21 protein-coding genes are annotated in these 25,072 nt (G+C 70.8%); 10 read left to right on the top strand and 11 right to left on the bottom strand.

Translation table 11 applies throughout. The features are described from left to right. Positions 1–19: 19 nt before the first annotated feature. A complete protein-coding gene (locus BZG35_RS13300; RefSeq protein ID WP_077356159.1) occupies positions 20–595 on the bottom strand; it encodes a GGDEF domain-containing protein in 576 nt (191 codons plus the stop codon). Positions 596–720: 125 nt separating this feature from the next. Here BZG35_RS13300 and purE point away from each other — a divergent pair, with 125 nt between their 5' ends. From purE to BZG35_RS13275, 5 genes are all read left to right on the top strand, one after another. Beyond that, entirely contained in the window at positions 721–1,212 is a 492-nt protein-coding gene (purE, locus tag BZG35_RS13295; protein ID WP_077356157.1) for a 5-(carboxyamino)imidazole ribonucleotide mutase, read from the top strand. Positions 1,213–1,221: 9 nt separating this feature from the next. After that, a complete protein-coding gene (locus BZG35_RS13290; RefSeq protein ID WP_077358137.1) occupies positions 1,222–2,307 on the top strand; it encodes a 5-(carboxyamino)imidazole ribonucleotide synthase in 1,086 nt (361 codons plus the stop codon). Positions 2,308–2,540: 233 nt separating this feature from the next. Next, complete coding sequence (gene coaD / locus BZG35_RS13285; protein ID WP_077356155.1) at positions 2,541–3,023, top strand: pantetheine-phosphate adenylyltransferase; 483 nt, start codon at positions 2,541–2,543, stop codon at positions 3,021–3,023. A 6-nt stretch (positions 3,024–3,029) separates the two neighbouring features. Further along, positions 3,030–3,911 carry a peptidylprolyl isomerase gene (locus BZG35_RS13280; RefSeq protein ID WP_150126037.1) on the top strand — a complete coding sequence of 294 codons (882 nt, stop codon included), beginning with the start codon at positions 3,030–3,032 and terminating at the stop codon, positions 3,909–3,911. Next, entirely contained in the window at positions 3,911–4,804 is an 894-nt protein-coding gene (locus BZG35_RS13275) for a peptidylprolyl isomerase (protein WP_150126147.1), read from the top strand. The genes BZG35_RS13280 and BZG35_RS13275 overlap by 1 nt, the downstream gene beginning before the upstream one ends. On the opposite strand, the gene BZG35_RS13270 is transcribed toward BZG35_RS13275, so the two are convergent. Then, on the bottom strand, positions 4,771–5,886 hold the full coding sequence (locus tag BZG35_RS13270; RefSeq protein ID WP_077356151.1) for a Ppx/GppA phosphatase family protein: 1,116 nt from the start codon (positions 5,884–5,886) through the stop codon (positions 4,771–4,773). The genes BZG35_RS13275 and BZG35_RS13270 overlap by 34 nt on opposite strands. A 149-nt stretch (positions 5,887–6,035) precedes the next feature. Between BZG35_RS13270 and hspQ the strand changes: the two genes are divergently transcribed. From hspQ to BZG35_RS13255, 3 genes are read left to right on the top strand one after another with little or no spacing between them, the layout of a single operon-like run. After that, positions 6,036–6,350 (top strand): heat shock protein HspQ, encoded by a 315-nt coding sequence (gene hspQ / locus BZG35_RS13265; protein ID WP_077356149.1) that lies wholly within the window; start codon positions 6,036–6,038, stop codon positions 6,348–6,350. A 57-nt stretch (positions 6,351–6,407) separates the two neighbouring features. Further along, entirely contained in the window at positions 6,408–7,283 is an 876-nt protein-coding gene (gene phhA, locus BZG35_RS13260; RefSeq protein ID WP_077356147.1) for a phenylalanine 4-monooxygenase, read from the top strand. Then, entirely contained in the window at positions 7,280–7,633 is a 354-nt protein-coding gene (locus tag BZG35_RS13255) for a hypothetical protein (protein ID WP_253189173.1), read from the top strand. Before phhA ends, BZG35_RS13255 begins: the two co-directional genes overlap by 4 nt. On the opposite strand, the gene BZG35_RS13250 is transcribed toward BZG35_RS13255, so the two are convergent. After that, entirely contained in the window at positions 7,630–8,853 is a 1,224-nt protein-coding gene (locus tag BZG35_RS13250) for an acyltransferase family protein (RefSeq protein ID WP_077356145.1), read from the bottom strand. The two genes, BZG35_RS13255 and BZG35_RS13250, sit on opposite strands and share 4 nt — an antisense overlap. 11 nt (positions 8,854–8,864) lie before the next feature. Between BZG35_RS13250 and BZG35_RS13245 the strand changes: the two genes are divergently transcribed. Further along, a complete protein-coding gene (locus BZG35_RS13245) occupies positions 8,865–9,824 on the top strand; it encodes a LytTR family DNA-binding domain-containing protein (protein ID WP_253189172.1) in 960 nt (319 codons plus the stop codon). Here BZG35_RS13245 and BZG35_RS13240 read toward each other — a convergent pair whose 3' ends face one another. Next, entirely contained in the window at positions 9,825–11,099 is a 1,275-nt protein-coding gene (locus tag BZG35_RS13240; RefSeq protein WP_305764354.1) for an MFS transporter, read from the bottom strand. 287 nt (positions 11,100–11,386) lie between these two features. On the opposite strand from BZG35_RS13240, the gene BZG35_RS13235 reads away from it, so the two are divergent. Beyond that, positions 11,387–12,589, top strand: a complete 1,203-nt coding sequence (locus tag BZG35_RS13235; protein WP_077356143.1) for an acyltransferase family protein — start codon at positions 11,387–11,389, stop codon at positions 12,587–12,589. A gap of 16 nt (positions 12,590–12,605) precedes the next feature. Here BZG35_RS13235 and BZG35_RS13230 read toward each other — a convergent pair whose 3' ends face one another. The 7 genes from BZG35_RS13230 to BZG35_RS13200 all read right to left on the bottom strand — a co-directional run bounded on the left by BZG35_RS13230 (position 12,606) and on the right by BZG35_RS13200 (position 25,061). Then, complete coding sequence (locus BZG35_RS13230) at positions 12,606–13,169, bottom strand: GNAT family N-acetyltransferase (RefSeq protein ID WP_077356141.1); 564 nt, start codon at positions 13,167–13,169, stop codon at positions 12,606–12,608. Positions 13,170–13,519: 350 nt separating this feature from the next. Further along, a complete protein-coding gene (gene astB, locus BZG35_RS13225; protein ID WP_077356139.1) occupies positions 13,520–14,854 on the bottom strand; it encodes an N-succinylarginine dihydrolase in 1,335 nt (444 codons plus the stop codon). Positions 14,855–15,005: 151 nt separating this feature from the next. Next, a complete protein-coding gene (astD, locus tag BZG35_RS13220; RefSeq protein ID WP_077356137.1) occupies positions 15,006–16,472 on the bottom strand; it encodes a succinylglutamate-semialdehyde dehydrogenase in 1,467 nt (488 codons plus the stop codon). A gap of 211 nt (positions 16,473–16,683) precedes the next feature. Then, the gene (locus tag BZG35_RS13215; protein ID WP_077356136.1) at positions 16,684–17,691 is read right to left on the bottom strand and encodes an arginine N-succinyltransferase; all 1,008 of its coding nucleotides are present in this window, start codon (positions 17,689–17,691) and stop codon (positions 16,684–16,686) included. Continuing rightward, on the bottom strand, positions 17,691–18,941 hold the full coding sequence (locus BZG35_RS13210; protein WP_077356134.1) for a hydrolase: 1,251 nt from the start codon (positions 18,939–18,941) through the stop codon (positions 17,691–17,693). Before BZG35_RS13210 ends, BZG35_RS13215 begins: the two co-directional genes overlap by 1 nt. A gap of 61 nt (positions 18,942–19,002) precedes the next feature. Then, the gene (locus BZG35_RS13205; RefSeq protein ID WP_077356132.1) at positions 19,003–23,253 is read right to left on the bottom strand and encodes a translocation/assembly module TamB domain-containing protein; all 4,251 of its coding nucleotides are present in this window, start codon (positions 23,251–23,253) and stop codon (positions 19,003–19,005) included. Further along, positions 23,250–25,061, bottom strand: coding sequence for an autotransporter assembly complex family protein (locus tag BZG35_RS13200; protein ID WP_253189171.1), 1,812 nt, complete (start codon positions 25,059–25,061; stop codon positions 23,250–23,252). Before BZG35_RS13200 ends, BZG35_RS13205 begins: the two co-directional genes overlap by 4 nt. Between the last annotated feature and the right edge of the window lie 11 nt (positions 25,062–25,072).

The raw sequence follows: 25,072 nt of genomic DNA, 5'->3' as shown, positions 1-25,072 counted from the left end.
AGGATGGGGAAGGGCTTTGCTACCGCCCCCGCTTCCTCACCCACATCGCCGCGTCGGCCTCGGCGAGCCAGGTCTCGACGTCGGGCTGGCCGGTGAAGGCGCGGACGCCGAAGGAGCCGCCCAGGGTCGCAGACTGGCCGTCCCAGGTGAAGTCGACCTCGGCCAGGGCGGCCGACAGGCTGAGGGCCTTTTCGCGGCCTTCCTCGAGGCCGGCGTTGAGCAGCAGCAGGGCGAACTCGTCGCCGCCCATGCGGCCGACGGCGTCGGTGACGCGGACATTGTCGAGCAGCAGCCGGCCGACGCGGACCAGGGCGGCGTCGCCGGCGGCGTGGCCGAGGCGGTCGTTGACGCCCTTGAACCCGTCCAGGTCCAGATACAGCAGGACGGCGGGCTCCTTGGACCGGGTGCAATAGGCCACGGCGCGGTGCAGGGCGGCGACGAAGCCGCGCCGGTTGAGGACCGGAGTCAGGACGTCGTGGTCGGCCGCCGCCTCGGCGGCTTCCGCCCGGATGCGCAGGGCCTCGACCTCGGCGCGGAGGCGCGCGATCTCGGCCTGGGGATCGGTCCCGATGGACAGTTCAGCCGTGTCGGTCACTGGGGCGGTGCCTCCGGGCGCGCGCGACTCAGGACGCCGCCGCACGGCACAGGCTAACGCCGTCAGTTGCGGGCGCAACGTGCGTGCTGTAACCGGCCGCTTTCGCGATCAAGGGCCCCCCGATCATGACGACGACGACCCCGCCGGTGGCGATCATCATGGGCAGCCGCTCGGACTGGCCGACCATGAAACACGCGGCCGACGCGCTGGACCGGCTGGGCCTGGCCTGGGAGGCGCGGGTGGTCTCGGCGCACCGGACCCCGAAACGCCTTTACGATTTCGCCACGGGGGCCAAGGCCGCCGGGATCAAGGTCATCATCGCCGGCGCCGGCGGGGCGGCGCACCTGCCGGGCATGGCGGCGTCGATGACGCCCCTGCCGGTGCTGGGGGTGCCGGTGGAATCCAAGGCGCTGAAGGGCATGGATAGTCTGCTGTCCATCGTGCAGATGCCGGGCGGGGTGCCGGTGGCGACCCTGGCCATCGGCGAGGCGGGGGCAAAGAACGCGGGCATCCTGGCGGCGCAGATCCTGGCCCTGTCGGACGAGGCGCTGGCCGGGCGGCTGGAGGCCTTCCTGGAGGCCCAGACCGAGGCCGTGCATCAGACGGTCGAGGACTGATTGAGCGCCGTGGCGGACTTCAAGCCTCTCGCTCCCGGGGCGACGATCGGCATTCTGGGAGGCGGTCAGCTGGGGCGGATGCTGTCGCAGGCGGCCTCGCGGCTGGGCTTCGACGTGGTCATCCTGGATCCGGAAGAGAACAGCCCGGCCGGGCGGGTGTCGCGCGGCCAGATCGTGGCTCCCTATGACGACCCGACGGCGCTGAGCGTGTTCGGTGACGTCTGCGACGTGGTCACCTTCGAGTTCGAGAACGTGCCGGCCGCCTCGGTCGAATTGCTGGCCGAGGCGGGGGCCCTGGTGGCCCCGGGGCCGACGGGCCTGGCGGTGGCGCAGGACCGGGTGGACGAGAAGACCTTTCTGAACGCCGTGGGCGCGCCGACGGTGGACTTCGTGGCGGTGGACGGGCTGGACGACCTGATGGCCGGGCTGGAGACGCTGGGGACGCCGGCCCTGCTGAAGACGCGACGCGACGGCTACGACGGCAAGGGCCAGGTCTGGATCAGGTCGGCGAAGGAGGCCGCGGCCGCCCTGGCCTCGCTGGGTGGGCAGCCGGCCATCCTGGAGGCGCGGGCCGATTTCACGCGGGAACTGTCGATCATCGCCGCGCGCGGGCGCGACGGGACGATCGCCGTCTATCCGCTGGGCGAGAACAGGCACGCAGGAGGCGTGCTGCGGACGACGCTGGCCCCGGCCGAGATCAGCCCCGCGATCGAGCGGCGCGCGCATGCCATCGCCACGGCGGTGCTGGACGGCCTGGCCTATGTCGGGGTGATAGGGATCGAGCTGTTCGATCTGGGAGACGGCGACCTGTTGGTCAACGAGATCGCGCCGCGCGTGCACAACACCGGCCACTGGACCCAGGACGGCTGCGTCTGCGACCAGTTCGAACAGCATATCCGGGCCATCGCCGGCTGGCCTCTGGGCCCCACGGCGGCGCACGCCCGGATCGAGATGACCAACCTGCTGGGCGACGAGGTCGGCCAGTGGGCCGGCGTCGTGGCCGAGCCGGATCAGCGCCTGCACCTGTACGGCAAGTCGGACGCCCGGCCGGGCCGCAAGATGGGTCACGTCAACACGGTGCGGCCGCTGAAATAAGCCTTCCCCCATCCTTCATGGGGGAAAGCCGTCCGTCTTCGAGCGCAGCTCGAACAGGACGGATGGGGGAACTTAATCTTCGCTTCTCAAAAGCGAACACGACTTCCCCCATCGGCCCTGGATCGCTGCGCGATCAACGGGCCGCTTTCCCCCGCAAGCGGGGGAAGGGCTGTTCGACTGGACCGCATCGGCGGACGGATGCTAGATCAGCCGGGCCGGGGAGAGACACACGTATGCGCATCGGGCTCTATCCGGGGACCTTCGACCCGGTCACGAACGGGCATCTGGACATCATCGGACGGGCGGTGAAGCTGGTGGACCGGCTGGTCATCGGCGTGGCCCAGAACGACGACAAGGGCCCGCTGTTCACCACGGCCGAACGCGTCGAGATGGTGCGGGCCGAGGTCGCGCGGCTGGACGCCGACATCGAGGTGCAGCCCTTCTCGACCCTGCTCATGCATTTCGCCGAACATCTGAACGCCAACGTCATCGTGCGCGGTCTGCGGGCCGTGGCGGACTTCGAATACGAGTTCCAGATGACGGCCATGAACCAGCGCCTCAATGACGACATCGAGACCGTGTTCCTGATGGCCGATCCGCGCCACCAGGCGATCGCCTCGCGGCTGGTCAAGGAGATCGCGCGGCTGGACGGCAATATCGACAGCTTCGTCAGCCCCGCCGTCGCCGCCGCCGTGCGCGACCGGGTCAAACGCTAACCCAGGATGCCCCGCTTGACGCTCACCCGCTTCGCCCTCGCCGCCGCCCTGTCGGTCCTGCCCGCGCTGGCGGTGGGCCAGACCGCGCCCGCTCCGGCGCCCGTTCCCGCCGCGGGCGACTGGCGCACGGTGGCTCCCGAGAACCTGCTGGTCATCGACACGTCCAAGGGTCGGGTGCTGGTCGAGATAGAGCCCCTGGCGGCCCCCAACCACGTCGAGCGCGTCCGCACCCTGGCGGACCAGGGCTTCTACGACGGCCTGACGTTTCACCGGGTCCTGACCGGCTTCATGGCCCAGACCGGCGACCCGCTGGGCACCGGGGCCGGCGGGTCCGAACTGCCGGACATCGCGGGGGAGTTCAGCTTCCGGCGCGGACGCGACGCCGGGTTCGCCCCGGTGCCGAATGGCGGCGAGGGCCTGGTCGGCTTCGTCCGTTCCATTCCGGTGGTGACCCAGCCCGACGCCCAGATGATGGTCACGGCGGACTTCAAGACGCCGGCCACCGGCCTGTTCTGCGGCGGTGTGGTCGGCATGGCCCGCGCCGGCAGCCCGGACAGCGCCAACAGCCAGTTCTTTCTGATGATGGCCCGCAACGACGTGCTGAACGGCAACTACACCGTCTTCGGTCGGGTGCTGTCCGGGCTGGAGGTCGTCACGTCGCTGAAGGCCGGGCCGGAAAGCGCGGACGGCAAGGTCGCCGAAAACCCCGATACCATGACGCGCGTGCGAACCGCCGCCGCCACGCCCGCCGCCGAGCGGCCATCGGTCCGGGTGCTGGACCCGCGCTCCGCCGCCTTCCAGGCCCATGTGGCCGAGGTGCGCGCGGACAAGGGCATGGCCTTCAGCGTCTGCGACGTGATGCCGGTCGCCGAGGTCGTCGCCCCGTGATCCGGTCGCTGACCCGGACCCTGGTTCTGTCGCTGTCTTTGGCGACGCCGGCCTTCGCGGCGGCGGCGCAGGACGCGGGCCCGGCCGCGGCCCCTATGGCCGTCGCCACCGACTGGCGGACGGTGCCGGCCGACAATCTGCTGGTGATCGACACCAACCGGGGACGGATTCTGGTCGAGATGACGCCGGACGTCGCCCCGTTGCATGTCGAGCGCATGCGGGTGCTGGCCCGGCGCGGCTTCTTTGACGGCTTGGTGTTCCACCGCGTCATCGACGGCTTCATGGCCCAGACCGGGGATCCGCTGGGCACGGGCGAGGGCCAGAGCCCCTATCCCGACCTGAAGGCCGAGTTCACCTTCCGGCGCGGGCCGGAGATGCCCTTCGCCCCGGTCGCGGCCCCGGCCGGGTCGGCGATGGGCTTTCTCAACAGCCTGCCGATCCAGACCCAGCCCACGGCCCTGATGGCGACGACCGCCGACGGCAAGGTGCACGGCTGGGGCACCTATTGCCCCGGTGTCGCCGGCATGGCGCGCGACGAGGCCAACGACAGCGCCAACAGCCAGTTCTTCCTGATGCGCCAGCCCTATCCGGCGCTGGACAAACGCTACACGATCTGGGGCCGGGTGGTGTCGGGGCTGGAGGTGGTGCGGGCGATCAAGGTCGGGGACGGCGACAACGGCATGGTCACGGCGGCCCCGGACCGGATGACGCGGGTGCGGATCGCCTCGGACCTGGCGACGACCGAGCGACCGGTGGTCCAGATCCTGGACGCGTCGTCGGCCGCCTTCCGCACCCTGGTGGACGGCGTGCGCACGGCGCGGGGCGCCGACTTCTCGGTCTGCGACGTGGATCTGCCGGTTCAGGTCTCGGGGCCGCCGGCTCCGCCCGCCTGAGACCGGCCCCGGTGGCGGCGACGCCGCACCGGCTTGCGCGCCTGACGCATCTGCTGAAGCAATAATCCTTCGCGCAGGCCGCGGTCGGCGACGCGCACCCGCTCGCTGGGCCAGGCGCGCTGGACCGCGTCCAGGATCGCGGCCCCCGCCAGCACCAGGTCGGCGCGGTCCGGTCCGATGCAGGACTCGGCCGCCCGGCCTTTCGGACCCAGGGCCTTCAGCCGCTCCGCCGCCGTCTCGCACTCGGCCCGGGTCATCCACAGGCCGTCGACGCGGTCGCGCTGATAGCGCCGCAGATTGAGGTGGACCCCGGCCAGGGAGGTGATGGCCCCCGAGGTGCCGACCAGATGGCCCTTGCCGCTCGAGAACAGGCGGCGGAACTCCGCGTCCTCGAACGGGCTGACCGCCAGGGCCGCGGTCATATCGGCGACCATGGCCTCGTACCAGGCCTCGCCGGAGATCGCGGGTTCGGGATGCCGCTCGGCCAGGGTGACGACGCCCAGGGGGGCCGACATCCAGGCGACGGTCTTCATCTCGGCCCCGGACTTGCGCAGCCAGGACAGTTCGGTCGAGCCGCCGCCCACGTCGATGACCAGCACCGCCTCGGCATCGGGGTCGAACAGGTTCAGACAGCCCTCGACCGACAGACGCGCCTCCTCGGCCGGGTCGATGATCCGGAGGTTCAGGCCCGTGCCGCGCCGGACGCGCTCGATGAAACCGGCCCCGTTCTCGGCCTGACGACACGCCTGGGTGGCGACGGCGCTCAGCCGGGCCGAATCGACTCCGCGTCGGACCACGCGTTCGGCGCACAGGGCCAGGGCTTCATAGGCCCGGTCCATGGCGGCGTCGTCGAGCCGACCCGTCCGCGACAGGCCTTCGCCCAGGCGGACGATCCGGCTGAAGCTGTCGACCACGCGAAAGCCGTCGCGCGCCGGACGGGCGATCAGCAGGCGGCAGTTGTTGGTCCCCAGATCCAGCGCGCCATAGACGGGACCGTCGCGACCCGACGTCTCCCCGCCCGATACCCGCTGCACCCGGGACCGTTCGTCGCGCCGTCGAGGCGCGCCGTCGGGTGCCGGCATGGGCCGAACTCTTCGCATGGGCGCAACCGAGACGGGCGCCCGTCGCGGACAACCTAGTGTGCGTTGATGATCCGCGCCAAGCCTATCTGACGCCAGGATGAACAGGTCGGACAGCGTCCAGGTCAGGCGCCGTCGCGTAGATTGGGTTCATGACCCAGTCCCTGACCGCCAAATTCGGCCTCGGCCAGATCGTCCGGCACCGCGAGGACTCCTTTCGCGGCGTGGTCGTCGATGTCGACGCCACCTATGCCGGACCCGCCAACGAGCCGGGCCCCGATCAGCGCGATCAACCCTTCTATCGGGTCCTGGCCATGGGCGAGGACAGCGGCTACCTGGTCTATGCCGCCGAGGCGGTGCTGGAGCACGACCCGGACATCGCGCCCATGGCACCGGCCGACCGGGCCCTGTGGTTCACCATCGACGAGGCCGGCCACCACGCCCCGAAGGCCACGCCGATCCACTGAGGTTCAGACTTGGACGCGCGGCGGACCGGCTCTAGGTTGAGCGCGAGGAGTATCGCCATGGCCGATTTCGAACACGTCTTTGAGCGCCCGCCCGAGGGGGCGGCCGCCGACTGGACCATCAGCCAGAACTGGCGCGCCTATACCCAGGTCGAGCACGACACCTGGGACACGCTGTATGCGCGACAAATGGAGATCCTGCCCGGCCGGGCCGCCGAGCCGTTCCTGAAAGGGCTGAAGGCACTCGATCTCAACACGGGCGGGATCCCGGACTTCGCCCTGATGAACGCCAAGCTGAAGGCCCTGACCGGCTGGACGGTGGTCTGCGTGCCCGGCCTGGTGCCGGACGCGGTGTTCTTCGACCACCTGGCCAACCGCCGCTTCCCGTCTGGTCAGTTCATCCGCAAGCCCGACCAGCTGGACTATCTGCAGGAGCCGGACATCTTCCACGACGTGTTCGGCCACGTCCCCATGCTGACCGACCCCGATTTCGCCGACTACATGCAGGCCTATGGCAGGGGCGGGCAGAGGGCCCAATCGCTGGGCATGCTGAAGAACCTGGCGCGACTGTACTGGTACACGGTCGAGTTCGGCCTGATGGATCAGGGCGACGGCCTGCGCATCTATGGGGCGGGCATCGTGTCATCGGCGTCCGAGAGCGTGTTCGCGGTGGAGGATCCCTCGCCCAACCGCATCGTCTTCGACCTCGAGCGCATCATGCGGACCGACTACCGCATCGACGACTTCCAGCAGGTCTATTTCGTCATCCCCTCGATCGAGGCGCTGAACGACGCCACGCTGGAGGATTTCGGCCCGATCTACGACCGGCTGAGGGGGCAGACCGACATCGGCATAACGGCGATCCAGCCGTATGACCGGGTCATCACGCGAGGCACGCAGGCCTATGCGGACAAGGGCGGGAGATTCGCGGCATGACGCGTCCGGGTCTGACGGTGGCGATGGCCGGGGTGGCGCTGGCCGCGGGGGCCTGTACCGACTCCAAACAGGCGGCGCGGGAGGCGACCTGGGGCGACAAGCCCGCCGACATCACCTGCTGGACCTATGGGACGCAGAACTATGCCGGACGGTCGACGGGCAAGGTCGAGTACGACGACGGCGGCCGCCTGTCCTTCGTCGACGCCGCCAGCGGCCGCTACACCACGATCGAGGGGGACTGCCGCGTGGTCTATGTGGGCGAGGGGGATGACGAGGCAACGGCGGCGGCCCCGGCACCGGGCGACGCGGGCGGCCCCGTCGCGCCGCCCGCCGCCGTGCCGGAAGCCTAGCCCTCGGTCTTTCGGGCGCGCGGACGCACCCCCAGCAGCAGGCCGAACCAGCCGATTCGCCGCGCGATCTCGTAGGTGGCGAAACAGGCGGCGAAGGTCGCGCCGATGATCAGTCCGCCTTCGAGCGGCAGCGGCAGGCGCAGCGGCATCAGATACCAGGCCGCCACGATGATCGCCGTCTGGTGGACGATGTAGAAGGGGAAGACGCCGACGCTGAGATAGCGGAGGACCGGCCCGCCTCGGTTCAGATAGCGCGCGCCATAGCCCAGGATGGCGGCGATCCAGGCCCATTGATCGATGGCATAGACGATCCGCATCGCATTGCGCAGCGTCTCGGACGGCATCGCGTCGTCGGCGCGATAGATCCAGGCATAGGCCGCCCATCCCGCCCAGGCCAGCAGGGCCAGAGCGGCGGCAGGCCGCCTCAGGCGGATGAATGTGGCTTTCAGCGTCTCCGAACGCGCGATCAGGAAGCCGAACAGATAGGCGCCGAACGACAGGGCGTGGTTGTACCAGTCGCCGGTGAGGTCGTGGGTGATCTCGAACAGGGGGGCGAGGGTGAAGCGCAGCAGAGCGAAGAACAGGATCGGCCAGACCAGCAGGCCCCATCCGGCGCAGGCGCGTTCCGTCCAGCGGCCGAGCGCGGCGAGAGGCTTGCCGGGAAGACCGACCAGCCCCGCGACGATCAGGCCATAGACCAGCAGATAGGCCACGAACCACAGGTGGTTCCAGGTCGGCGTCGTCACACACCCGTCCGCGTCGCACCAGTGGCCCGAGGCCGTCGCGTACTTGACCCAGAAGTCCTGCAGCACCCACGACTGGGCGGGATCCGCGACGCCCATGCCCTGAAGCGCCTGGAAGATTTCATAGTAGGTCTGGGGCGGGACGATCGCGAACATGCCGAACACCAGGGCAGGCAGAAGCCGCAGCGCCCGCGATCCGGCCAGCCGCCGTCCCGCCTTGCCGCCCTCCGCCGCGAAGCCATCGGTCAGGAACCGGGTCGCCGCGCCGGACACCAGGAACAGCAGGGTCAGCCGCCAGGGATTGGTGATCATCATCACCGGCTGCAGCGCCTCGACGATGCGCGGGCTTTTGATGTGAAAGTCCCAGGACACGTAGAGCATGCCCACGTGGTAGAGGATCAGCAGGAAGAAGGCGCCGACACGGATCCAGTCCAGGTCGTGGCGGCGGGCAAGGGGCGACAGGGTGGCATCCGACATGGGCGAACTCCGTGAGCAGTGAGGATGGGGCCACCGTCAGGGCCACGGGGCCGGGCGCGCAATCGCCCGGGGCCGCGCCGCGCGCCGGACGGGACGGCGGCTGCGTGGCCGGGACCAGTGGCGCGCAATCCGTGACGAGCGGGGTCCGCCAGCGATGGCGCGAGCGGGTCGGGCGCGCCGATGCGCGCGATCTGCGGACGGCCGGCCTGCTGATCATCCCCGTGACCGCGCTCGTCGTGGTCGTGAACGCCCTGACCAATCTGGCCGACATCCCCGACATCGCGGCCTGGGAGCCATGGAGCTGGGAGATCACCAGCGCGATCTCGATGATCGCCGCCCTGTGGATCCCGTGGCTGGCCCTCGCCCTGGCCCCGCCGGAGGAGGCGCTGGGCGCGGGTTGGCGACCCAAGCTCCGGTTCGCCGCGGTCCACGCGGTCAGCCTGCTGGCCCTGTCCGCCCTGCACGTCGCGGGGTTCGTGCTGCTGCGCCATTATATCTATGGGGTCATGGAGGCCGGTCCGTATGCATTCGGCGACCGGTTCATCTACGAGCTGCGCAAGGACGGCATCAGCTATCTGAACCTGCTCGGCGTCTTCTGGGCGGTGGGCTATCTGCGCCGGCGGCGCGACGAGCCGGTCCGTCCGGTCAGCTTCGACATCCGCGACGGCGTCCGCATCATCCGGGCCCCCCTGGCGGACATCGTCGCGGTGTCCTCGGCCGGCAACTATGTCGAGTTCTGGCTGGCCGACGGCCGGCGACCCCTGATGCGGGCGACGCTGGCGGCGATCGAGGTCGAGCTGGCGCGGTTCGGCTTCGTCCGCGCCCACCGGTCCTGGCTGGTCAATGCCGGTCGCGTCACCGGGCTTCGACCGGAAGGGTCCGGCGACTGGACGGTCGAACTCGGCGGGCTGGAAGCGCCCGTGTCGCGCCGCTATCCGCAGGCGCTGGACCGGCTGAGGGCCGGGGTCTGATCAGTCCTCGACGATCAGACTTTTCGTCCGCGTGTCGCGCATGAGGACATAGGTGATCAGCGACACCCCGATCATCCCGGTGACGTACCAGAAATACAGGCTCTCGCGGCCGTCCAGCTTGAACCACAGGGCAACATACTCGGCCGTGCCGCCGAATACGGCATTGGCGATGGCGTAGGGCAGGGCGACGCCCAGGGCGCGGATGTGGGCGGGAAACAGCTCGGCCTTCACCACGGCGTTGATGGCGGTGTAGCCCGAGACGATGACCAGGGCCGACAGGGACAGGGCGAAGGCGGTGAAGGCATCGGTCGTGACGGCCAGGGTGCTCATGATGGGAACTGTAAGAAGCAGACCCATTACCCCGAAGGCGATCATGACCGGTTTTCGACCGATCCGATCCGAAAGCGCCCCCACGGCGGGCTGCAGCAGCATGAACAGGAACAGGGCCGCCGCGCTGATCTCGGTCGCCTGGGCCTTTGAGAAGCCCGAGGTGTTGGTCAGGAATTTCTGCAGGTAGGTGGTGTAGGTATAGAAGGCGAGCGTGCCGCCGGCGGTCAGGCCGATGACGATCAGGGCCTCCTTGGGATGGCGCAGAACCAGCTCAAGGGCGCTGGACTTGGGCGCGGCGCGGGTGGCCGGATCGTTGAAGGCGCGGGTCTCGTCCAGGCCGCGACGCAGCCAGAAGACCACGACCGCCAGCCCGGCCCCGACGAAGAAGGGGATGCGCCAGGCCCAGTCGGACAGGGCCGCCTCGCCCAGGGCCCGCTGCAGCACGATCAGCAGCATCAGGGCCAGAAGCTGGCCCGAGATCAGGGTGACGTACTGGAAGCTGGACCAGAAGCCGCGGTGCCTGGGCGTCGCCATCTCGGACAGGTAGGTGGCGCTGGAGCCGTATTCGCCGCCGACGCTGAGGCCCTGCATCATGCGGGCCAGGAGCAGCAGGGCGGGGGCGGCGATGCCGATGGTGGCATAGCCGGGGGTACAGGCGATCAGCAGCGAGCCCGCGCACATCAGGCTGACCGACAGGGTCAGCCCGGCCTTGCGCCCCTTGCGGTCGGAATAGACCCCCATGACCCAGGCCCCGACTGGCCGCATCAGGAAGCCGACCGCGAAGATGGCGGCGGTGCTGAGCAGCTGGGCCGTCGTCTCGCCCGCCGGGAAGAAGACCGGGGCGAAATAGACGGTGAAGGCGGCATAGGCGAACCAGTCGAACCACTCGACCAGATTGCCGGCCGAGCCACCGACGATGTTCCTGAGGCGGCGGGCGGGGGTCATGGGCAGGGACTCCATACGATTGACTAACCCTCCGCTCATCCCGGCGAAAGCCGGGATCCAGGTCTTTCGCAGAAGATCGCGTTGGACCGGCATCATGAACGACGCCCGGCATTCGTCGCCCAAAGCACTGGGTTCCGGCTTTCGCCGGGATGAGCGGTCCGGGGAGGATGGGCATGCCCATGCGGATCAGGGGCACGGGGACGCCGCCGTCCGAGCCCCATCGCGCTTTGACTCCTGATATCCCATCCCCCATACGGAAATGACAGCGCTGTCAATTGGAGTGGGCGATGGGTGCCGCGCGGCCGAGACTGTTGTCGCTCGACGTCCTGCGCGGACTCGCCGTCGCGGGCATGATCGTGGTGACCAGCCCCGGCGACTGGAACCAGACCTATGGTCCGCTGCAGCACGCGGCCTGGCACGGCTGGACCCTGACCGACCTGATCTTCCCGACCTTCCTGTTCGCGGTCGGGCTGGCTCTGGGGCTGTCGTTTCCCCGCGTGATGCAAACGCGCGCGGATCGGACCGCCGCCTGGCGAACCGTGGCGCGGCGGGTCGTCCTGCTGATCGCTCTGGGGCTGGCGCTGGAGCTGATCTACACCGGGCTTCGGACCCTGGGCGCGCCGGGCGTGGGGCCCGGCGACCTGGCGCATCTGAGACTCCCCGGCGTGCTGCAGCGGATCGGCCTGTGCTACGGCCTGGTCGCCGCCCTGATCCTGGCGACCGGTGGGGACGCCGACAGCCGCTCCGTCCGGATTCGGCCGGGCGTGGTCCTCGCCGCCGTTGTCGCGATCCTGATGGCCTATGCCGCGCTGATGCTCACCGTTCCGGTGCCGGGGTTCGGGCCCGGGCAGCTCGATCCCGAGGGCAATCTGGCCGCCTGGATCGACCGGGCGGTGTTCACGCCCGACCACCTGTGGCCGCTGGGCTCGGTGGAATGGGGCGGGCCGGTGGTCTATGATCCGGAAGGGCTGCTCTCGACCCTGCCGGCCTGCGTCAACGTCTGCGCCGGTGTCCTGACGGCCTGGGTCTGGACCCGGGAGGGCGCGCGGTCGCTGCTCAAGGTCGCCCTGGTCGGCGCGGGGCTGATGCTGCTGGGCGGGACGCTGGACCCCCTGTGTCCGATCAACAAACGGCTGTGGACCAGCAGCTTCGCCCTGCTGAGCAGCGGGGCCTCGGCGCTGATCTTCGTCGCCGTCACGCTGCTGTTGCGAGGGGAGGTCGCGCACCGACTGTCCTGGCCCCTCCGGGTGCTCGGGGCCAATGCGATCGTCGCCTTCGTGCTCTCCATCCTGTTCGGCTATGTGCGCGACGTCCCGATCATCGCCGCCGAAAGCGGTCCGGTCGGTTTCCGGGCCTGGTCCAACGCGCTGACGGTCGGATTGATCGGGGACCCGAAGCTGGCGTCGCTGGCCGTGGCCCTGGCGGCGCTCGTCGCCATCGTCCTGATCGTCTGGCCGCTGCACCGACGCGGATGGCACCTGCGGCTCTGAGCGGGCGGCCCCTGGATCAGGCCGACAGCGGCTTGCCCATCCGGATCAGGGGCACCGGGACGCCGCCGCGGTCGTCCTCGAAGGCTTCGATGTCGGTGTAGCCGGCGGCGCGGTACAGGGGCTCGCCCCCCATTGTCGCGACCAGCTCGACCCGGTCGAAGCCGGCGTCGCGGGCGGCGCTCTCGCACAGGTCCAGGATCATCCGGCCGATGCCGCGCCGCAGGAAGGCGGGGTGGGTGTACATGGCGCGGACCCGGGCGGCGTCGACGCCGGGGGTCAGTCGGGCGGGCTCGCGGCCCGGGGTGTGGTCGCCGCCGTAGCTGGTGATCCGGTAGGACCAGCCGCCGCAGCCGGCCGGGACGCCGTCCGCCTCGATCAGGAAATAGGTGCGGTCGGTCACCAGCTGGCTATCCACGCCCATGATGGTCCGGCTCGCCTCGACCTGGGCCGGGGTCAGGAAGGCGGCGAGGGGGCCGGTGATGGCGGCCTCCATCAGGGCGTGGAGGGCGGGGATGTCGGCCTCGGTGGCGAGGCGGTGGGTCAGGGTCGCCGGCGCGTCGTCTAGCTGTGGATTTTGCATTGTCGCCTCCCCTTCAATGGCAGCCTAGACCGTTCGTCCGTCGAGTGAAATCGTCCGAGCACGGGGGCTGGAAGGTTCATCACAAAGGACACGAAGGACACAACGGGACCGATGCGGCGTCGGCACCGGTATCTCCCTCCGGGTTGCGAGATCGCGGCTTCGGCGCCTTGGTCTTTCGATCTCAACTGCTTTTACTGCGTCGGCGTCGGAATCCGTCACACGCACAAAAGCTGTCGTGTTCTCTGTGGATTCCTTCGTGTCCTTTGTGATGAACCTTCCAAGGCCGGGATCGGGCCTCTGAAAGTGGGTCTTCCCAGGCGACGATGCCGTTCGCAGGGTTCCGGGCCGCGTCAGCCCCGCTGGAACGGATAGAAGCCGGGCCCGAGATCCAGGATACCGGTCAGTTCGTCCAGGGCCCCGCGCGTTTCCGCGATCAGGGCGGGATCGGCCAGGTCGGCGGGGGGCAGGGCGTCGCGGTACCACTGGTTGGCCCAGTCGGACAGGCGGGCGTGCAGGGCGTCGGTCAGGCGCATGGCGGGGTTGGTGGCGGCCAGCTCGGCCTCCGTCAGGACGACGCGCAGGCGCAGGCAGGCGGGGCCGCCGCCGTTGCGCATCGACTGGCGCACGTCGACGTATTCGACCCGGCCGATGGGGCCGTTGGAGGCGGTCAGGCCCTGCGCCACGGCGTGGGCGCGGGGGTTGTCGCGGGTCTCGGTCGGGCAGATCAGGGTCAGGCGGTCCTCGCCGGGAATCTGCACCAGCATGGAGTTGAACAGATAGCTGGAGATGGCGTCGGCCAGGGGCAGGTCGGCGGTCGAGACCTCGACGAAAATGGGGTCGAAGCCTCGGGCCGCCGCGCGGATGGCGGCGTGGGTGGCGTCGGTGTCCTCGAAGGCCAGTTCGTGGTGGAACAGGGTGTCCAGCGCGCCGACGCAGACGACGTCATTGTGGAAGGTGCCGCCGGCGATGGCGGCGCGGGACTGCTGGGCCAGGACGGCGCCGCTCGCGGCGTGGCGGCGGGGCACGGCCTCGCTGGCCTGACGCGTCTGGCGGGCGGGGTAGGGGCCGTCCCAGGCCTCGAAGGCGTCGCGGCCCCAGACCAGCAGGTTGACGCCGGGCGCGCCATGCTCGGCGCACAGGCGGACGTGGTTGGCGGCGCCCTCGTCGGCCAGATGGGCGACCGCGGGCAGGGCGTCGTGGACCGCGAAATGCGCGAGGTCGGGGAAGAGGGCGCTCAGGGACCGCCGGGTCTGGGCGTGCTCCAGGCTGCGGTGCAGGTTGGTGTGCAGGTTGGCGGGGGTGAAGTGGACGCGGCCGTCGGCGGCGTCGGCTGAGGGCGTCACCGTCGCGGCATTGGCGGCCCACATCGGGCTGGCGGACAGGGCGGCGGCGGCGAAGGCGGGGGCATCCTTCCAGGCCATTTCCAGCACCCGGGCGTCGGAGCCGGTGAAGCCGAGGCTGCGCAGGAAGGCGATGTCGGGGCGCTCGTGCGGGGGCAGGACGAACTGGGGCAGGCCGAGATCGGCGAGCCGCTTCATCTTGTCGAGGCCCTGCAGGACGGCGGCGCGCGGGTTGGAGGTGTTCCCGGCATTGCCCATGGCGGCCAGATTGCCGGGGCTGAGCCCGGCATAGGAATGGGTCGGGCCGATCAGGCCGTCGGCATTGGCTTCGACGGCGAGGGTCATTTTTCTCCCTCCCCTTTATGGGGAGGGACGCCGGAGCGCAGCGAAGGCTGGGTGGGGCCGTGTGAAGGGTGCGCACTCACGACACTACCCCACCCGGATCGCTGCGCGATCGTCCCTCCCCATGAAGGGGAGGGAGAGGCGCCGTGCGCCATCACGCCCGCAGCCCCTTGATCTCGCCCTCGATATTCTTGACCGACCCGGCCTCGAAGCTGGCGACCGGATAGGCGCAGTAGTCGGCGGCGTAGTAGGCGCTCGGCCGGTGGTTTCCGCTGGCGCCGAGGCCGCCGAAGGGCATGTCGCCGGCGGCACCGGTGGTCGGGCGGTTGAAGTTGACCACCCCAGCACGAATGCGGCGGATGAAATGATCCCAGTGCGCGGGGTCGTCGCTGACCAGGCCGGCGGACAGGCCGTAGCGGGTGGCGTTGGCGGCGGCGAGGGCGGCCTCGAAGGTCGGGACGCGGGTGACGGACAGGAAAGGGGCGAACATTTCCTCGTCGGGGACGTCGACGCCGGTGACGTCGAGGATCGCGGGCTTGACGAAGGCGGCGGGCAGGTTGTCGACGGGGCCCGAGGCGCGGATGACCTTGGCTCCCATGTTGATCCGCTGCTGCAGGGCGGCCAGGGCCTGTTCGGCGGCGCGCTGCGAGATCAGGGGGCCGCCATAGGGTTCGGGGGTCGAGTCCCAGGGGGCGAAGATCAGGCGTTCGACCAGGGCGTCGACGGCCGCGATGATCGCGTCGCCCGCCGGGCCCTCGGGCACGATCAGGCGGCGGGCGCAGGAGCATCGCTGGCCGGTGGTGACGAAGGCGGACTGAACGACGAGGCCGGCCACGGCCTCGGCATCGGCGGCGTCCCAAACGACCAGCGGATTGTTGCCGCCGAGCTCCAGCGCCAGGATGACGTGGGGATCGTCGGCGAACTTCCTGCGGAAATGGGCCCCCGCCGCGCCCGAGCCGGTGAACATCAGGGCGTCGATCGGCTGGTCCAGGAGGGCGGCGCCGACGTCGCGGCCGCCCTGGACCAGGTTGAACACGCCGGCGGGCAGGCCGGCTTCCTGCAGGCATTCGGCCATCAGCTGGCCGGTGTGGGGCGTCTCTTCCGACGGCTTGAAGACCACGGTGTCGCCGGCCAGCAGGGCGGGGACGATGTGGCCATTGGGCAGGTGGCCGGGGAAGTTGAACGGGCCCAGCACCGCCGCCATGCCGTGCGGGCGGTGGCGCAGGGTGGCGTGGCCGAAGGCGGTCTCAGCGGTGCGCTCGCCGGTGCGCTCGTCATAGGCGCGGATCGACAGGTCGACCTTGCCCGCCATGGAGCCCAGTTCGGCGGTGGTCTCCCACAGGGCCTTGCCGGTTTCGCGGCTGATGGCCTCGGCGAAGGCGGGGGCGCGGGCCTTGAGCGCGGCCTGATAGCGTTTCATCGCGTCGATGCGGTCGGCGCGGGGACGGTCGGCCCAGTCGGGGAAGGCGGCGCGGGCGGCCTCGACGGCGGCCCCGACCTGTTGGGTCGAGGCTTCGTGGCCACGCCAGACGGCAGCCTCGGTGGCCGGATCGAAGGAGGCGAGGGCATCGCCGGAGCCCTCGGTCCAACGGCCGTCGATGTAGAGTTTTCCGTCAGTCATGATCGTTTCACGATGCTGCTCCCTTTCCCTGGAGGGGGAAGGGCCGGGGATGGGGTGGAGGCAACCGATTGAAGAGAGGCTTCGACACCCGGTCTCTCTTCGATCCGCGCGGAGACCGGGTGAACGTGGGAACCGGCAGCAGCGTGCCTCCACCCCATCCCAACCCTTCCCCCTCCAGGGGAAGGGCTCTGGTTTGCGACCCCGGGAGTGCTCAAGACTTCACCCTGACGACATCGCCCGTCCGCACCTTCAGGGCATCCGCGACCTCGGGGGTCAGGTGGACGGTGTCGCCGGCGATGGCGGCCCTGGCGCGGACGGCGCGGAAAGCCTGGACGCTGTCGGTGGAGACCAGGGAGGGCAGTTCGGCCTCGACCGTATCAACGATCTCGACCGTCAGACGGCGCGCGTCGCGGACGGTGCGGATATGGTCGCGGGGGCAGCTGACCGTGGGGCCGGCGTCGAAGATGTCGATCAGGCCGTTGGGACGGAAACCCTCGCTTTCCAGCAGGGCCATGGCGGCGACGCCCTGGGGGTGGACCTTGCCGATCACGGCGCGGGCGGCCTCGGGCAGCAGTTCGACATAGATCGGATGGCGGGGGGCGAGGTCGAGGATGAACTGTTTGTCGGTCGAGCCGGTCATCATGTCGGCCTGGTCGAACTCCATCGGGAAGAATTTGTGCGCGACATGGTCCCAGAAGGGGCAGGCCCCGTCGGGGGTGAAGACGCCACGCAGCTCGGCCAGGACGGTCTCGGCGAACAGGTCGGGCTGGGCCCCGATCAGCATGTAGCGAGACTGCGACAGCAGACGGCCGGCCCCGCCCTTCCTCCGGTCGGCCTTGAGGAACAGGGAGCCGACCTCGGACCAGCCGGTGCATTCGTTGACCAGCTGCAGGGTCTGATGCTCGAGCCGGATCTTCAGCGACGGCGACGACGAGGCGTTGTTGACCACTCGGAAGGAGAAGAAGGGGCGGTTCAGCCCGACCGCCGCCTTGACCGAGGCGATGCCGTCGACGTCGCCGGTGTCGGTCTCCTCCATCATCAGGGTGTACCAGCGGGCCTGGGGGTCGAGGGCGCCGGCGAAGCTGTCGCGGCTGAGGTCCAGGCGTTCGGACAGCTGGTCCGGGTCCTCGGGCAGGCTGGTGAAGCCCGGGCCGGACAAGATGGCCAGCTCCAGCAGATGGTCGAGGTCGTCGGGACCGGCGGGGCGGATGACGAGCATTACATCGTCTCCTGACGCAGCCGCTTGAGCGCGAACGCATCGATCTCGCCCGAGGCGATCTTGCACAGCATCAGGCAGGACAGCTGGGCGCGCTCGACGAAGCTTTCGGGCCAGGCGAACTCGTCCTGGGAGTGGATCAGGCCGCCGCGCACGCCCAAGGTGTCGATGTTGGGCAGGCCGGCGGCGTGCAGGTTGTTGCCCTCGCAGACCCCGCCGGACGGCGACCAGGCGATGGCCTGGCCCAGCAGGGCGCCGGTTTCGCGCACGGCCTCGAACAGGGCGGTCTGGGAGGCGTCCATCGGCTTGGGCGCGCGGGTCATGCCGCCGTGCAGGGCCAGGGTCAGGCCCTCGAACGGCGGCGTGGCGGCGAGGTCGGCGACGGCCTCGGTGATCCAGGCGGAGGCTTGGGCATCGGGGACGCGGACGTTGAATCGGACCACGGCCCTGTCGGCGACGACGTTCAGTGCCCCGCCGCCGCTGATCCGGGCGACGTTGACGGTGACGCCCTCGCGCTGGCCGTTCAGGCCGTGCAGGGCAGCGGCGATCATGGCGGCCCCGGCGACGGCGTTGCGGCCCTGGTCGAAGGCGCGGCCGGCGTGGGCGGCGCGGCCGGTGACGATCAGGTGGAAGTTTCCGCTGCCCTTGCGCGCCCCGGCCAGGGTGCCGTCAGCCAGGGCGGGCTCATAGGTCATGCCGACATGGCCGCGCCCGCCCAGTTCGGCCAGCAGGGGGGCGGAGGCGGGCGAGCCGATCTCCTCGTCCGGGGACAGCAGGACGGTCCAGCCGACGCCGTGGCGCTCGGGGTGGGTCTCGAACGCCGCCAGGGCGCCCAGCATGACCGAGATGCCGCCCTTCATGTCGGCGATGCCGGGTCCGTTCAGGGCCCCGTCGGCCCGGGTCCGGACGCTCTGGAACGGGCTGTCGGCGGGATAGACGGTGTCGTAGTGGCCGGTCAGGACGACCTGGATCGGGGCCTCGGGCCGGGCGGTGACCTTCAGGGCGTCGGCGCGGGCCTGGGGGCGGACGGTGCCGTCGTCGGCGACGGTGGAAAAGCCCTGGGTCGGCACCCGGGTGACTTCGGCCGGCAGGCGGCCCGCCTCAGCCTCCAGCCGGGTCAGGACCGTGTCGAGGCCCTCGGCATGGTCGCTGCCGGAGTTGATGTTCGACCAGGTGATGGCGCGATCGATCAGGACCGCCGCCCCCCGCCCGACCAGGTCGAGGGCGGCCTGATCCTGTTGAAGAATCCGCATCGGCAGACCTTAGCCGGGCCCACCGAAAAGGTGAAGGCTTCCGCGCCTTCACCCCATTTCGTCAGGGCCGGGCGCGGCTGTTGGGGCGGCGGTCGTCGTCGCCGGCGGCCGCGCCCGGGACCCGGGACTGTCGGCGCCAGCGGATCGACAGGGTGGCGTTGCCCTGTCCGCCGAACTCCGAGCTGATCGCCAGGTTGCGGCGCACCTGCCACTCGACGTTGACGGTCGCGCCCTCTTCGCCGCCACCGATGATCTCCAGATAGACATCGTCGGTGATGTAGCGGCCCCCCGCGACGGTCAGGGCCGAGGCCTCGCCGCCGAACGACAGCCGGTCGAGGCCGGCCAGCTCGCGCAGGTTGCCGATGACGTCGAAGCCGCCGCCGCCGGCCAGGGAGGCGACGCCCGCCGCCAGCTGGGCCGCCTCGAACGGCGACAGCTGGGAGGCGGAGCGCCCGAACAGCACCTGGGACAGGATCTCGTCCTGGGGCAGCTGGGGCGTGGAGGTCAGTTCGATGATCGGCAGGGCGGCGGTGCCGGTGACCCGGATGGTGGCGGTCAGGGCCGGGTCCTCGCGCACCGCCGTCAGGTTCAGCCGGATCGCCGCGGGGTCGGTGGACAGGGCGATGGAGCCCCGGTCGTCGAACACGAACCGCTTGCCCGCGAACTCATAGTCGCCGCGCACGATGCGGGCGTGGCCGCCGAGCAGCGGCTGGGCCACCGTGCCGCGCACCCGGGCATTGACGCTGAGCGAGACGTTAAGGCCGCGCCCGACGACGCGGACGTTGTCGCCCTGGGAGCGTAGGGCGATGTCGAGACCGATCTGCGGCCCGCGATGGACCGCGTCCTCGTCTTCGAGCACGGGATCGCCGCCGGGGCGATTGATCTCGACCACATCCATGGCGACGACGCCGTTGGCACCGGGGGGATTGGCCTCGATCCGGGCCTCGTCGATGATCATCTGGCCGGCCAGCTGGATATTGCCGTCGGCGGCGCGGGTGACGGTCAGGGGCCCCGAGGCCCGTCCCTGGGCGATGTCGTTGTCGATGATCTGGAAATTGCTCAGGGCCAGTTCGAAGCTGGAGCCCGAGCCCTGGCGCAGGCCGATGCGGCCGTCGCCCGACACCCGCCCGGCCCCGCCGTCGGTGGCGGTGAAGGTCTGGATCAGGGCCGTGGTGTCATCGAACCGGCTGGCCAGGGTGACGTCGTTCAGTACCAGACCCGTGCCGTTGTCGCGGAATCGTCCCTGGGCCAGGTTCAGCCGCCCGTTGATCAGGGGGGCGTTCAGCGTGCCGCTGAGGGTGGCGCGACCGTCGACCTGACCGGCCAGGGTCCGTTCGCCGCCGAAGAAGACGTCCCAGATCGGCTGGATCTGGCCCTGGACGACGACCTCGCCCGACATCGGCCGGGTGCGGGCGACGGCCAGGCGCAAGGGGGCGGCCGAGGCCTCGACCGGCAGGGTGACGTCGGCCGTGGCCTGGACCGCGTCGGTGCCGGCGGCATTGGCCTGGATCCGCAGGGTGTTGTTGACGAGCGTCGCATTGACCGCACCGTCGACCGAGAGGCCGCGCGGGGCGTCGACGCTGCGCAGACCGGCCAGGGTGACATTCGCCGAACCGGACAGATCGTCGCCCGCGCCCCGCAGCGAGACGCGACCCGTCACCCGTCCGCGCAGGTCGGGCGCGAGGGAGCCGAGCTCGACGCTGGTCAGATCGGCCTGGATCACGGCGGCGTCGGCGTCCTGGCGCATCTCGCCCATCAGCACCCCGCCGCCGACGTTCAGATCGACGCGAACCACGCGGCCGTCGCCGGCCAGTGCGATCACGGCCGGGCTGCGGGTGTCGAAGGCGATCTCGCGGACGCGGCCGTCGCCCGACAGGGTCACGCTCTGAGCCTCGCCACGGCGGGCGTAGACGCCGCTGCCGTCGAACGAGACCGGCGTCGGGCCGCCGACGTCGCCGACGACGGTGAAGGGCAGGCGCTCCAGCGTGCCGCGTCCGTCCAGCGCGATCCGACGGATGACGTACGGCGATCCGGCGAAGCGCAGGTCTCTGCCGGTGACGTCCAGGATGGCGCTCTCGCTGCCGGCCCCGTCGGTCAGGCGAACGCGGCCGTCGGCCGTGCCGGAGGTCAGGAAGGCCCCCGGGCGGGCCGTGAAGGTCAGGTCGGCGCTCGAGGGCGTGTTGTTGTTCAGGGCCAGCGACCCCTGGGCCGTGATTCCGCCGGCGTTCAGGTCGACGTCGGTCAGGCGCAGGCGGTTGCCGCCGAGGAAGAACTCGCCCGACGCCCGGGCCGGGCCGTAGTTGGAGCCGGCGGTCAGGACGACCGAGCCGTCCGAGGCATTGGCGCCCTTGCGGAAGCTGAGGACCAGACGGCTGTCGGTCAGGGTCAGGGGCCCGGCCGCGACGCGGGCGAAGCTGGCGATCAGGTCGGCGCGCGGCTGGGCCAGGGTGCCGGTCAGGGCCCCGTTGCCGCTCATGGCCCCGTCGATGGCCACCGGGCCGACGCCGAACGGCCCCTGGGCGTTCCAGTCGAGGGCCAGCCGAAGCCGGCCCGCGGGCTCGATCAGGCCCTTGGCGCTCGCGCGCCCGGCGGCTCCGGTCAGCAGACCCTGTTCGACCTCGATCCGGCCGCCGTTCAGCGCGCCGGCCAGCTGCAGGCGCGGCGTGGGGCCCAGCAGCCGGTCCAGCTCGGCCATGCCGGTCACCAGGCGCGCGGCGCGGCCGTCGAAGGCCAGACGCCAGGGCGCGCCGGCGCGGGCGGACGAGGCCTGGATCGGACCGCCGAAGGTGCCGCGGGCCCCGGGGCGGATGCGGCCGACGTCGGTGATCTCGGCCCGGCCGCGGAAGCCCAGGCCGCCCAGCAGGTTGCGACCGCCCGAGCCGGTCAGGGTCAGGGCCTGACCCCGCGCGTCGAGACGTTCGAGCAACAGGGCCCCGTCCCGGGCGCGGGCGGCGGCGAACTGGACCCTCGGCCGGGCCCCTAGCAGGGCCCCGACGATCCCCTCGCTGCGACCCCCGGCCACCGACAGGTCGCCGGTCAGTTCGTAGCGGCCGTCGCGGGCGGCGATGTCGAGCGGGCCGGACACGAGGCCGGCGGCGTAGCTGGCCAGGTCGGCATTGGCCAGCCGGACATCGCCGTCCAGGCCCCAGATCCTGGCGTCGCCTTTAAAGACACCGGAATAGGTCGCCCCGGCCCCGACCGGGGTGCCAACCAGTCGCGTCAAGGAGCCGGTCGAGACGGTCAGGGCCACGCCCGCATCCTCGACCGCCTGGGTCTTGATGTTGATCAGGCCCTGGGCGCTGGAGGTCAGATTGTCCGAGACCAGCCGCCAGGCCAGCCCCTGAACGTCCTCGTCATCGCGGCTGGGCACGGAGGCGAAGCCGAAGCGGGCGGTGCGGCCGATGCGCTGGACGAACGGCTCGAGCAGGTCCGAGCCGCTGAAGTCGAAATAGCCGGAGATGCGCGAGCCGGCCGCGCCGTAACGGCCCTGGATGGTCAGGGGGGTGAAGGTGCCGGTGCGGACGCGGGCGTTGACGATCTCGCCATTGACCAGGGCGACGGCCGAGAAGGGCTGGTCGGGGGAATAGCCGAGCGAACCGGCCAGGGGACCGCCCTGGGCCTCGTTGGCGCGCAGATCCAGGCGCAGGGCGTCGATCTGGTCGCCGAAGGTCCCCTTGATGCGCAAATAGTCGCCGGGGCGGTTCAGGCTGTTGGCGTTGACGGTCGCCGTCTTGTCGCCACGCCGCGGGATCAGGGCCTCGCCGGTCAGGCCCCAGCGGCCGTATTCCTTGGAGAAGCCTTCCAGAAGTTCGACATTGGCCGAGAAGCGGTCGATGTCGACGCTGATCGGGCTGGGCTGCGGCGGCTTGCCGTCGGGCGGGTCCAGGGTCGGGCGGCGCAGCAGGCGGATGGTCTCGGCGCTGATGTCGGTGGCGTGGAAGCGGCGGGTGATCAGGGGCCAGTAGTCCCAGTCGACGCGGACGTTGCGCGCCTCCAGCCAAACCCCGTCCACGTCGGTGACGGTGACGCGAGCCAGGGTGAAGTCGTCGAACAGGTCGCCCGACAAGCCCTCGACATTGATGCGGCCATAGCGGCTGATCTTCTTGCCGGCGACGAAGCTGGTGACCAGGTCGCGGCCGGGGCCGGAGACCAGATACATCCGGCCGCCGACCGCCAGGACCAGGGCCAGGGCGGCCAGGCCGGCCACGACCATGCCGGCGAAGAAGCCGAAGGCCTGCAGCCGCGTGCGACGGCGCTTCTCGGCCTTGGCCGGGGTCTCGACCTCGGGCGTGTCGGGGGTCGGATCGGTCAAAAGGCCTGGCCGATGCTGACATAGACCTGGAAGCTGGCGTCACCCTCGCGCTTGTCCAGCGGGATGGCGATGTCGGCCCGGATCGGCCCGAACGACAGATTATAGCGCGCCCCGATGCCGACGGAATAGCGCAGGTTGGAGAAGTCAGGAGCCTCGTCGAAGCCGATGGCCCCGGCGTCGACGAAGGCCACGGCCCCGAAATTGTTGCCCAGGTCGCGCCGCACCTCGGCCGAGACCTCGAACAGGGAGATGCCGCCGCGCGGCGTGTTGTCGGGCAGGCGCGGCCCGACGCCCTGATACTGGTAGCCGCGCACGGAGCCGCCGCCGCCGGAGTAGAACAGGCGGTCCGACGGGACGCTGATCTCGCCGCCGCCGACGATCGAACCCAGCCGCAGCCGCCCGGCGACCACCGTCTTGGCCAGCGAGTCGAGCGGCGTGTAGCCGGTCACCTGGGCCTCGGTGCGCAGGAACAGGATGTTGTCCTCGCCGGTCACGGCGGTCGGCTGGATGTTGACGGTCAGGCGATAGCCCTGGGTCGGATTCAGCGGGTCGTTCGACCGGTCGATATAGGCGCTGGCCCGGCCGGTCAGGATGGCCAGGTCGCGGTCGAGCGCGACCGGGGCCTGGGTGACGGGGTCGAACCGGTTCTCGCTGTAGCGACCCGCGTCCAGGCCGACGCCGTAGCTGTACCAGGAGGTCTTGCCCAGCCGCTGGCGCAGGTCGGCGGACAGGACGCCCGCGGTGCGGATATAGGCGTCGGTGTCCTCGTTCACGACGGCGGCGGACAGGGCCAGGGTCTGGCCCGGGGTGCGCCAGTGCGGCAGGGACAGGTCGGCCCCGATGCGGCTGTCGATCGTGGCGATCCGCGCCTGGAACCGCAGGGTGTCGGCGCGGCCGAAGCGGTTGTACCAGGTCCACAGCCCCTCGATGCCCGAGCCCTCGGCGGTCGAGAAGGAGGCACCAGCCTCGAGGATGCGGCGCGGCCGGTCGGTCAGGGTCACGACGATCGGGCGGTTGCCGTCGGGGGTCGCCTGGTCGGGCCCGGTCAGGGCCACGGCGATCCCGTCATAGACGCCGGTCTCCAGCAGCCGCAGCTCCAGCTCGGCGACCAGCTCCGGATCGTAGCGCGCGCCTTCCTGCCAGGGGGCGAGGTCGGCGACCCAGGCGGGATTGGTCGGGCCGCGCGTCTCGACCCGCACCCCGTCCAGCCGGACCAGGGACCCGGAGTTGATGTTGAAGGTGGGCTGTACCGTCAGGGCGGCGTGATCGACGACGACGCGGCGGGGCTGGGTCACCGCATCGGGATAGCCCTCGCGGCTGAGGCTGGCGATGATGCGACCCTCGGCGGCGATCACTTCGGCGGCGCGGCCCGGATCGCCCGGTGTCAGGTCCAGCTCCGCCTCGGCCGTGCGGATGACCCCGGCCTCGGGTTGGGGGGCGACCCACTGGATCGTCGCCGGCGCCAGGACGAAGCGGGGGCCGGGCCGGACGTCGACGATGGCGACCGGCGTCTCCTCGCCCTCGACCAGATCCTCGAGCATCGGCTGGTAATAGCCCTCGGAGCGCAGCAGGGCCTCGGCCGCCTCCATCGCCGTCCGGGCCCGACGACGCGCGTCGAACCGGTTGGTCGGGGGCGCGTCGGTCTCGCCGATGGCCTGGACCAGGCGGGTGCGCAGATCGGCCGGCAGATCACCGCGCACCTCGGCGCGTGGGTCGGCATGGGCCACGGTCGCGCCGGCCAGCCACAGGCCGCCGACCGCGATCGCGGCCAGGCTCAGCGGGACGGGGGAGAAGCGCAGAGACCTCAAGCTCGATCCTT

The organism is Brevundimonas sp. LM2, from assembly GCF_002002865.1.
Taxonomy (GTDB): Bacteria; Pseudomonadota; Alphaproteobacteria; order Caulobacterales; family Caulobacteraceae; genus Brevundimonas.
This window is presented reverse-complemented; position numbering and strand designations above follow the sequence as displayed.

Excerpts from the sequence above, each read along its gene's own strand:
- coaD (WP_077356155.1), top strand. The coding sequence starts at position 2,541 with ATGCGCATCGGGCTCTATCCGGGGACCTTCGACCCGGTCACGAACGGG.
- BZG35_RS13240 (WP_305764354.1), bottom strand. The coding sequence starts at position 11,099 with ATGACCCCCGCCCGCCGCCTCAGGAACATCGTCGGTGGCTCGGCCGGC.
- BZG35_RS13250 (WP_077356145.1), bottom strand. The coding sequence starts at position 8,853 with ATGTCGGATGCCACCCTGTCGCCCCTTGCCCGCCGCCACGACCTGGAC.
- BZG35_RS13280 (WP_150126037.1), top strand. The coding sequence starts at position 3,030 with ATGCCCCGCTTGACGCTCACCCGCTTCGCCCTCGCCGCCGCCCTGTCG.
- BZG35_RS13215 (WP_077356136.1), bottom strand. The coding sequence starts at position 17,691 with ATGCTCGTCATCCGCCCCGCCGGTCCCGACGACCTCGACCATCTGCTG.
- BZG35_RS13270 (WP_077356151.1), bottom strand. The coding sequence starts at position 5,886 with ATGCCGGCACCCGACGGCGCGCCTCGACGGCGCGACGAACGGTCCCGG.
- phhA (WP_077356147.1), top strand. The coding sequence starts at position 6,408 with ATGGCCGATTTCGAACACGTCTTTGAGCGCCCGCCCGAGGGGGCGGCC.
- astB (WP_077356139.1), bottom strand. The coding sequence starts at position 14,854 with ATGACCCTCGCCGTCGAAGCCAATGCCGACGGCCTGATCGGCCCGACC.
- BZG35_RS13210 (WP_077356134.1), bottom strand. The coding sequence starts at position 18,941 with ATGCGGATTCTTCAACAGGATCAGGCCGCCCTCGACCTGGTCGGGCGG.
- BZG35_RS13255 (WP_253189173.1), top strand. The coding sequence starts at position 7,280 with ATGACGCGTCCGGGTCTGACGGTGGCGATGGCCGGGGTGGCGCTGGCC.
- BZG35_RS13235 (WP_077356143.1), top strand. The coding sequence starts at position 11,387 with ATGGGTGCCGCGCGGCCGAGACTGTTGTCGCTCGACGTCCTGCGCGGA.
- purE (WP_077356157.1), top strand. The coding sequence starts at position 721 with ATGACGACGACGACCCCGCCGGTGGCGATCATCATGGGCAGCCGCTCG.
- astD (WP_077356137.1), bottom strand. The coding sequence starts at position 16,472 with ATGACTGACGGAAAACTCTACATCGACGGCCGTTGGACCGAGGGCTCC.
- BZG35_RS13230 (WP_077356141.1), bottom strand. The coding sequence starts at position 13,169 with ATGCAAAATCCACAGCTAGACGACGCGCCGGCGACCCTGACCCACCGC.
- hspQ (WP_077356149.1), top strand. The coding sequence starts at position 6,036 with ATGACCCAGTCCCTGACCGCCAAATTCGGCCTCGGCCAGATCGTCCGG.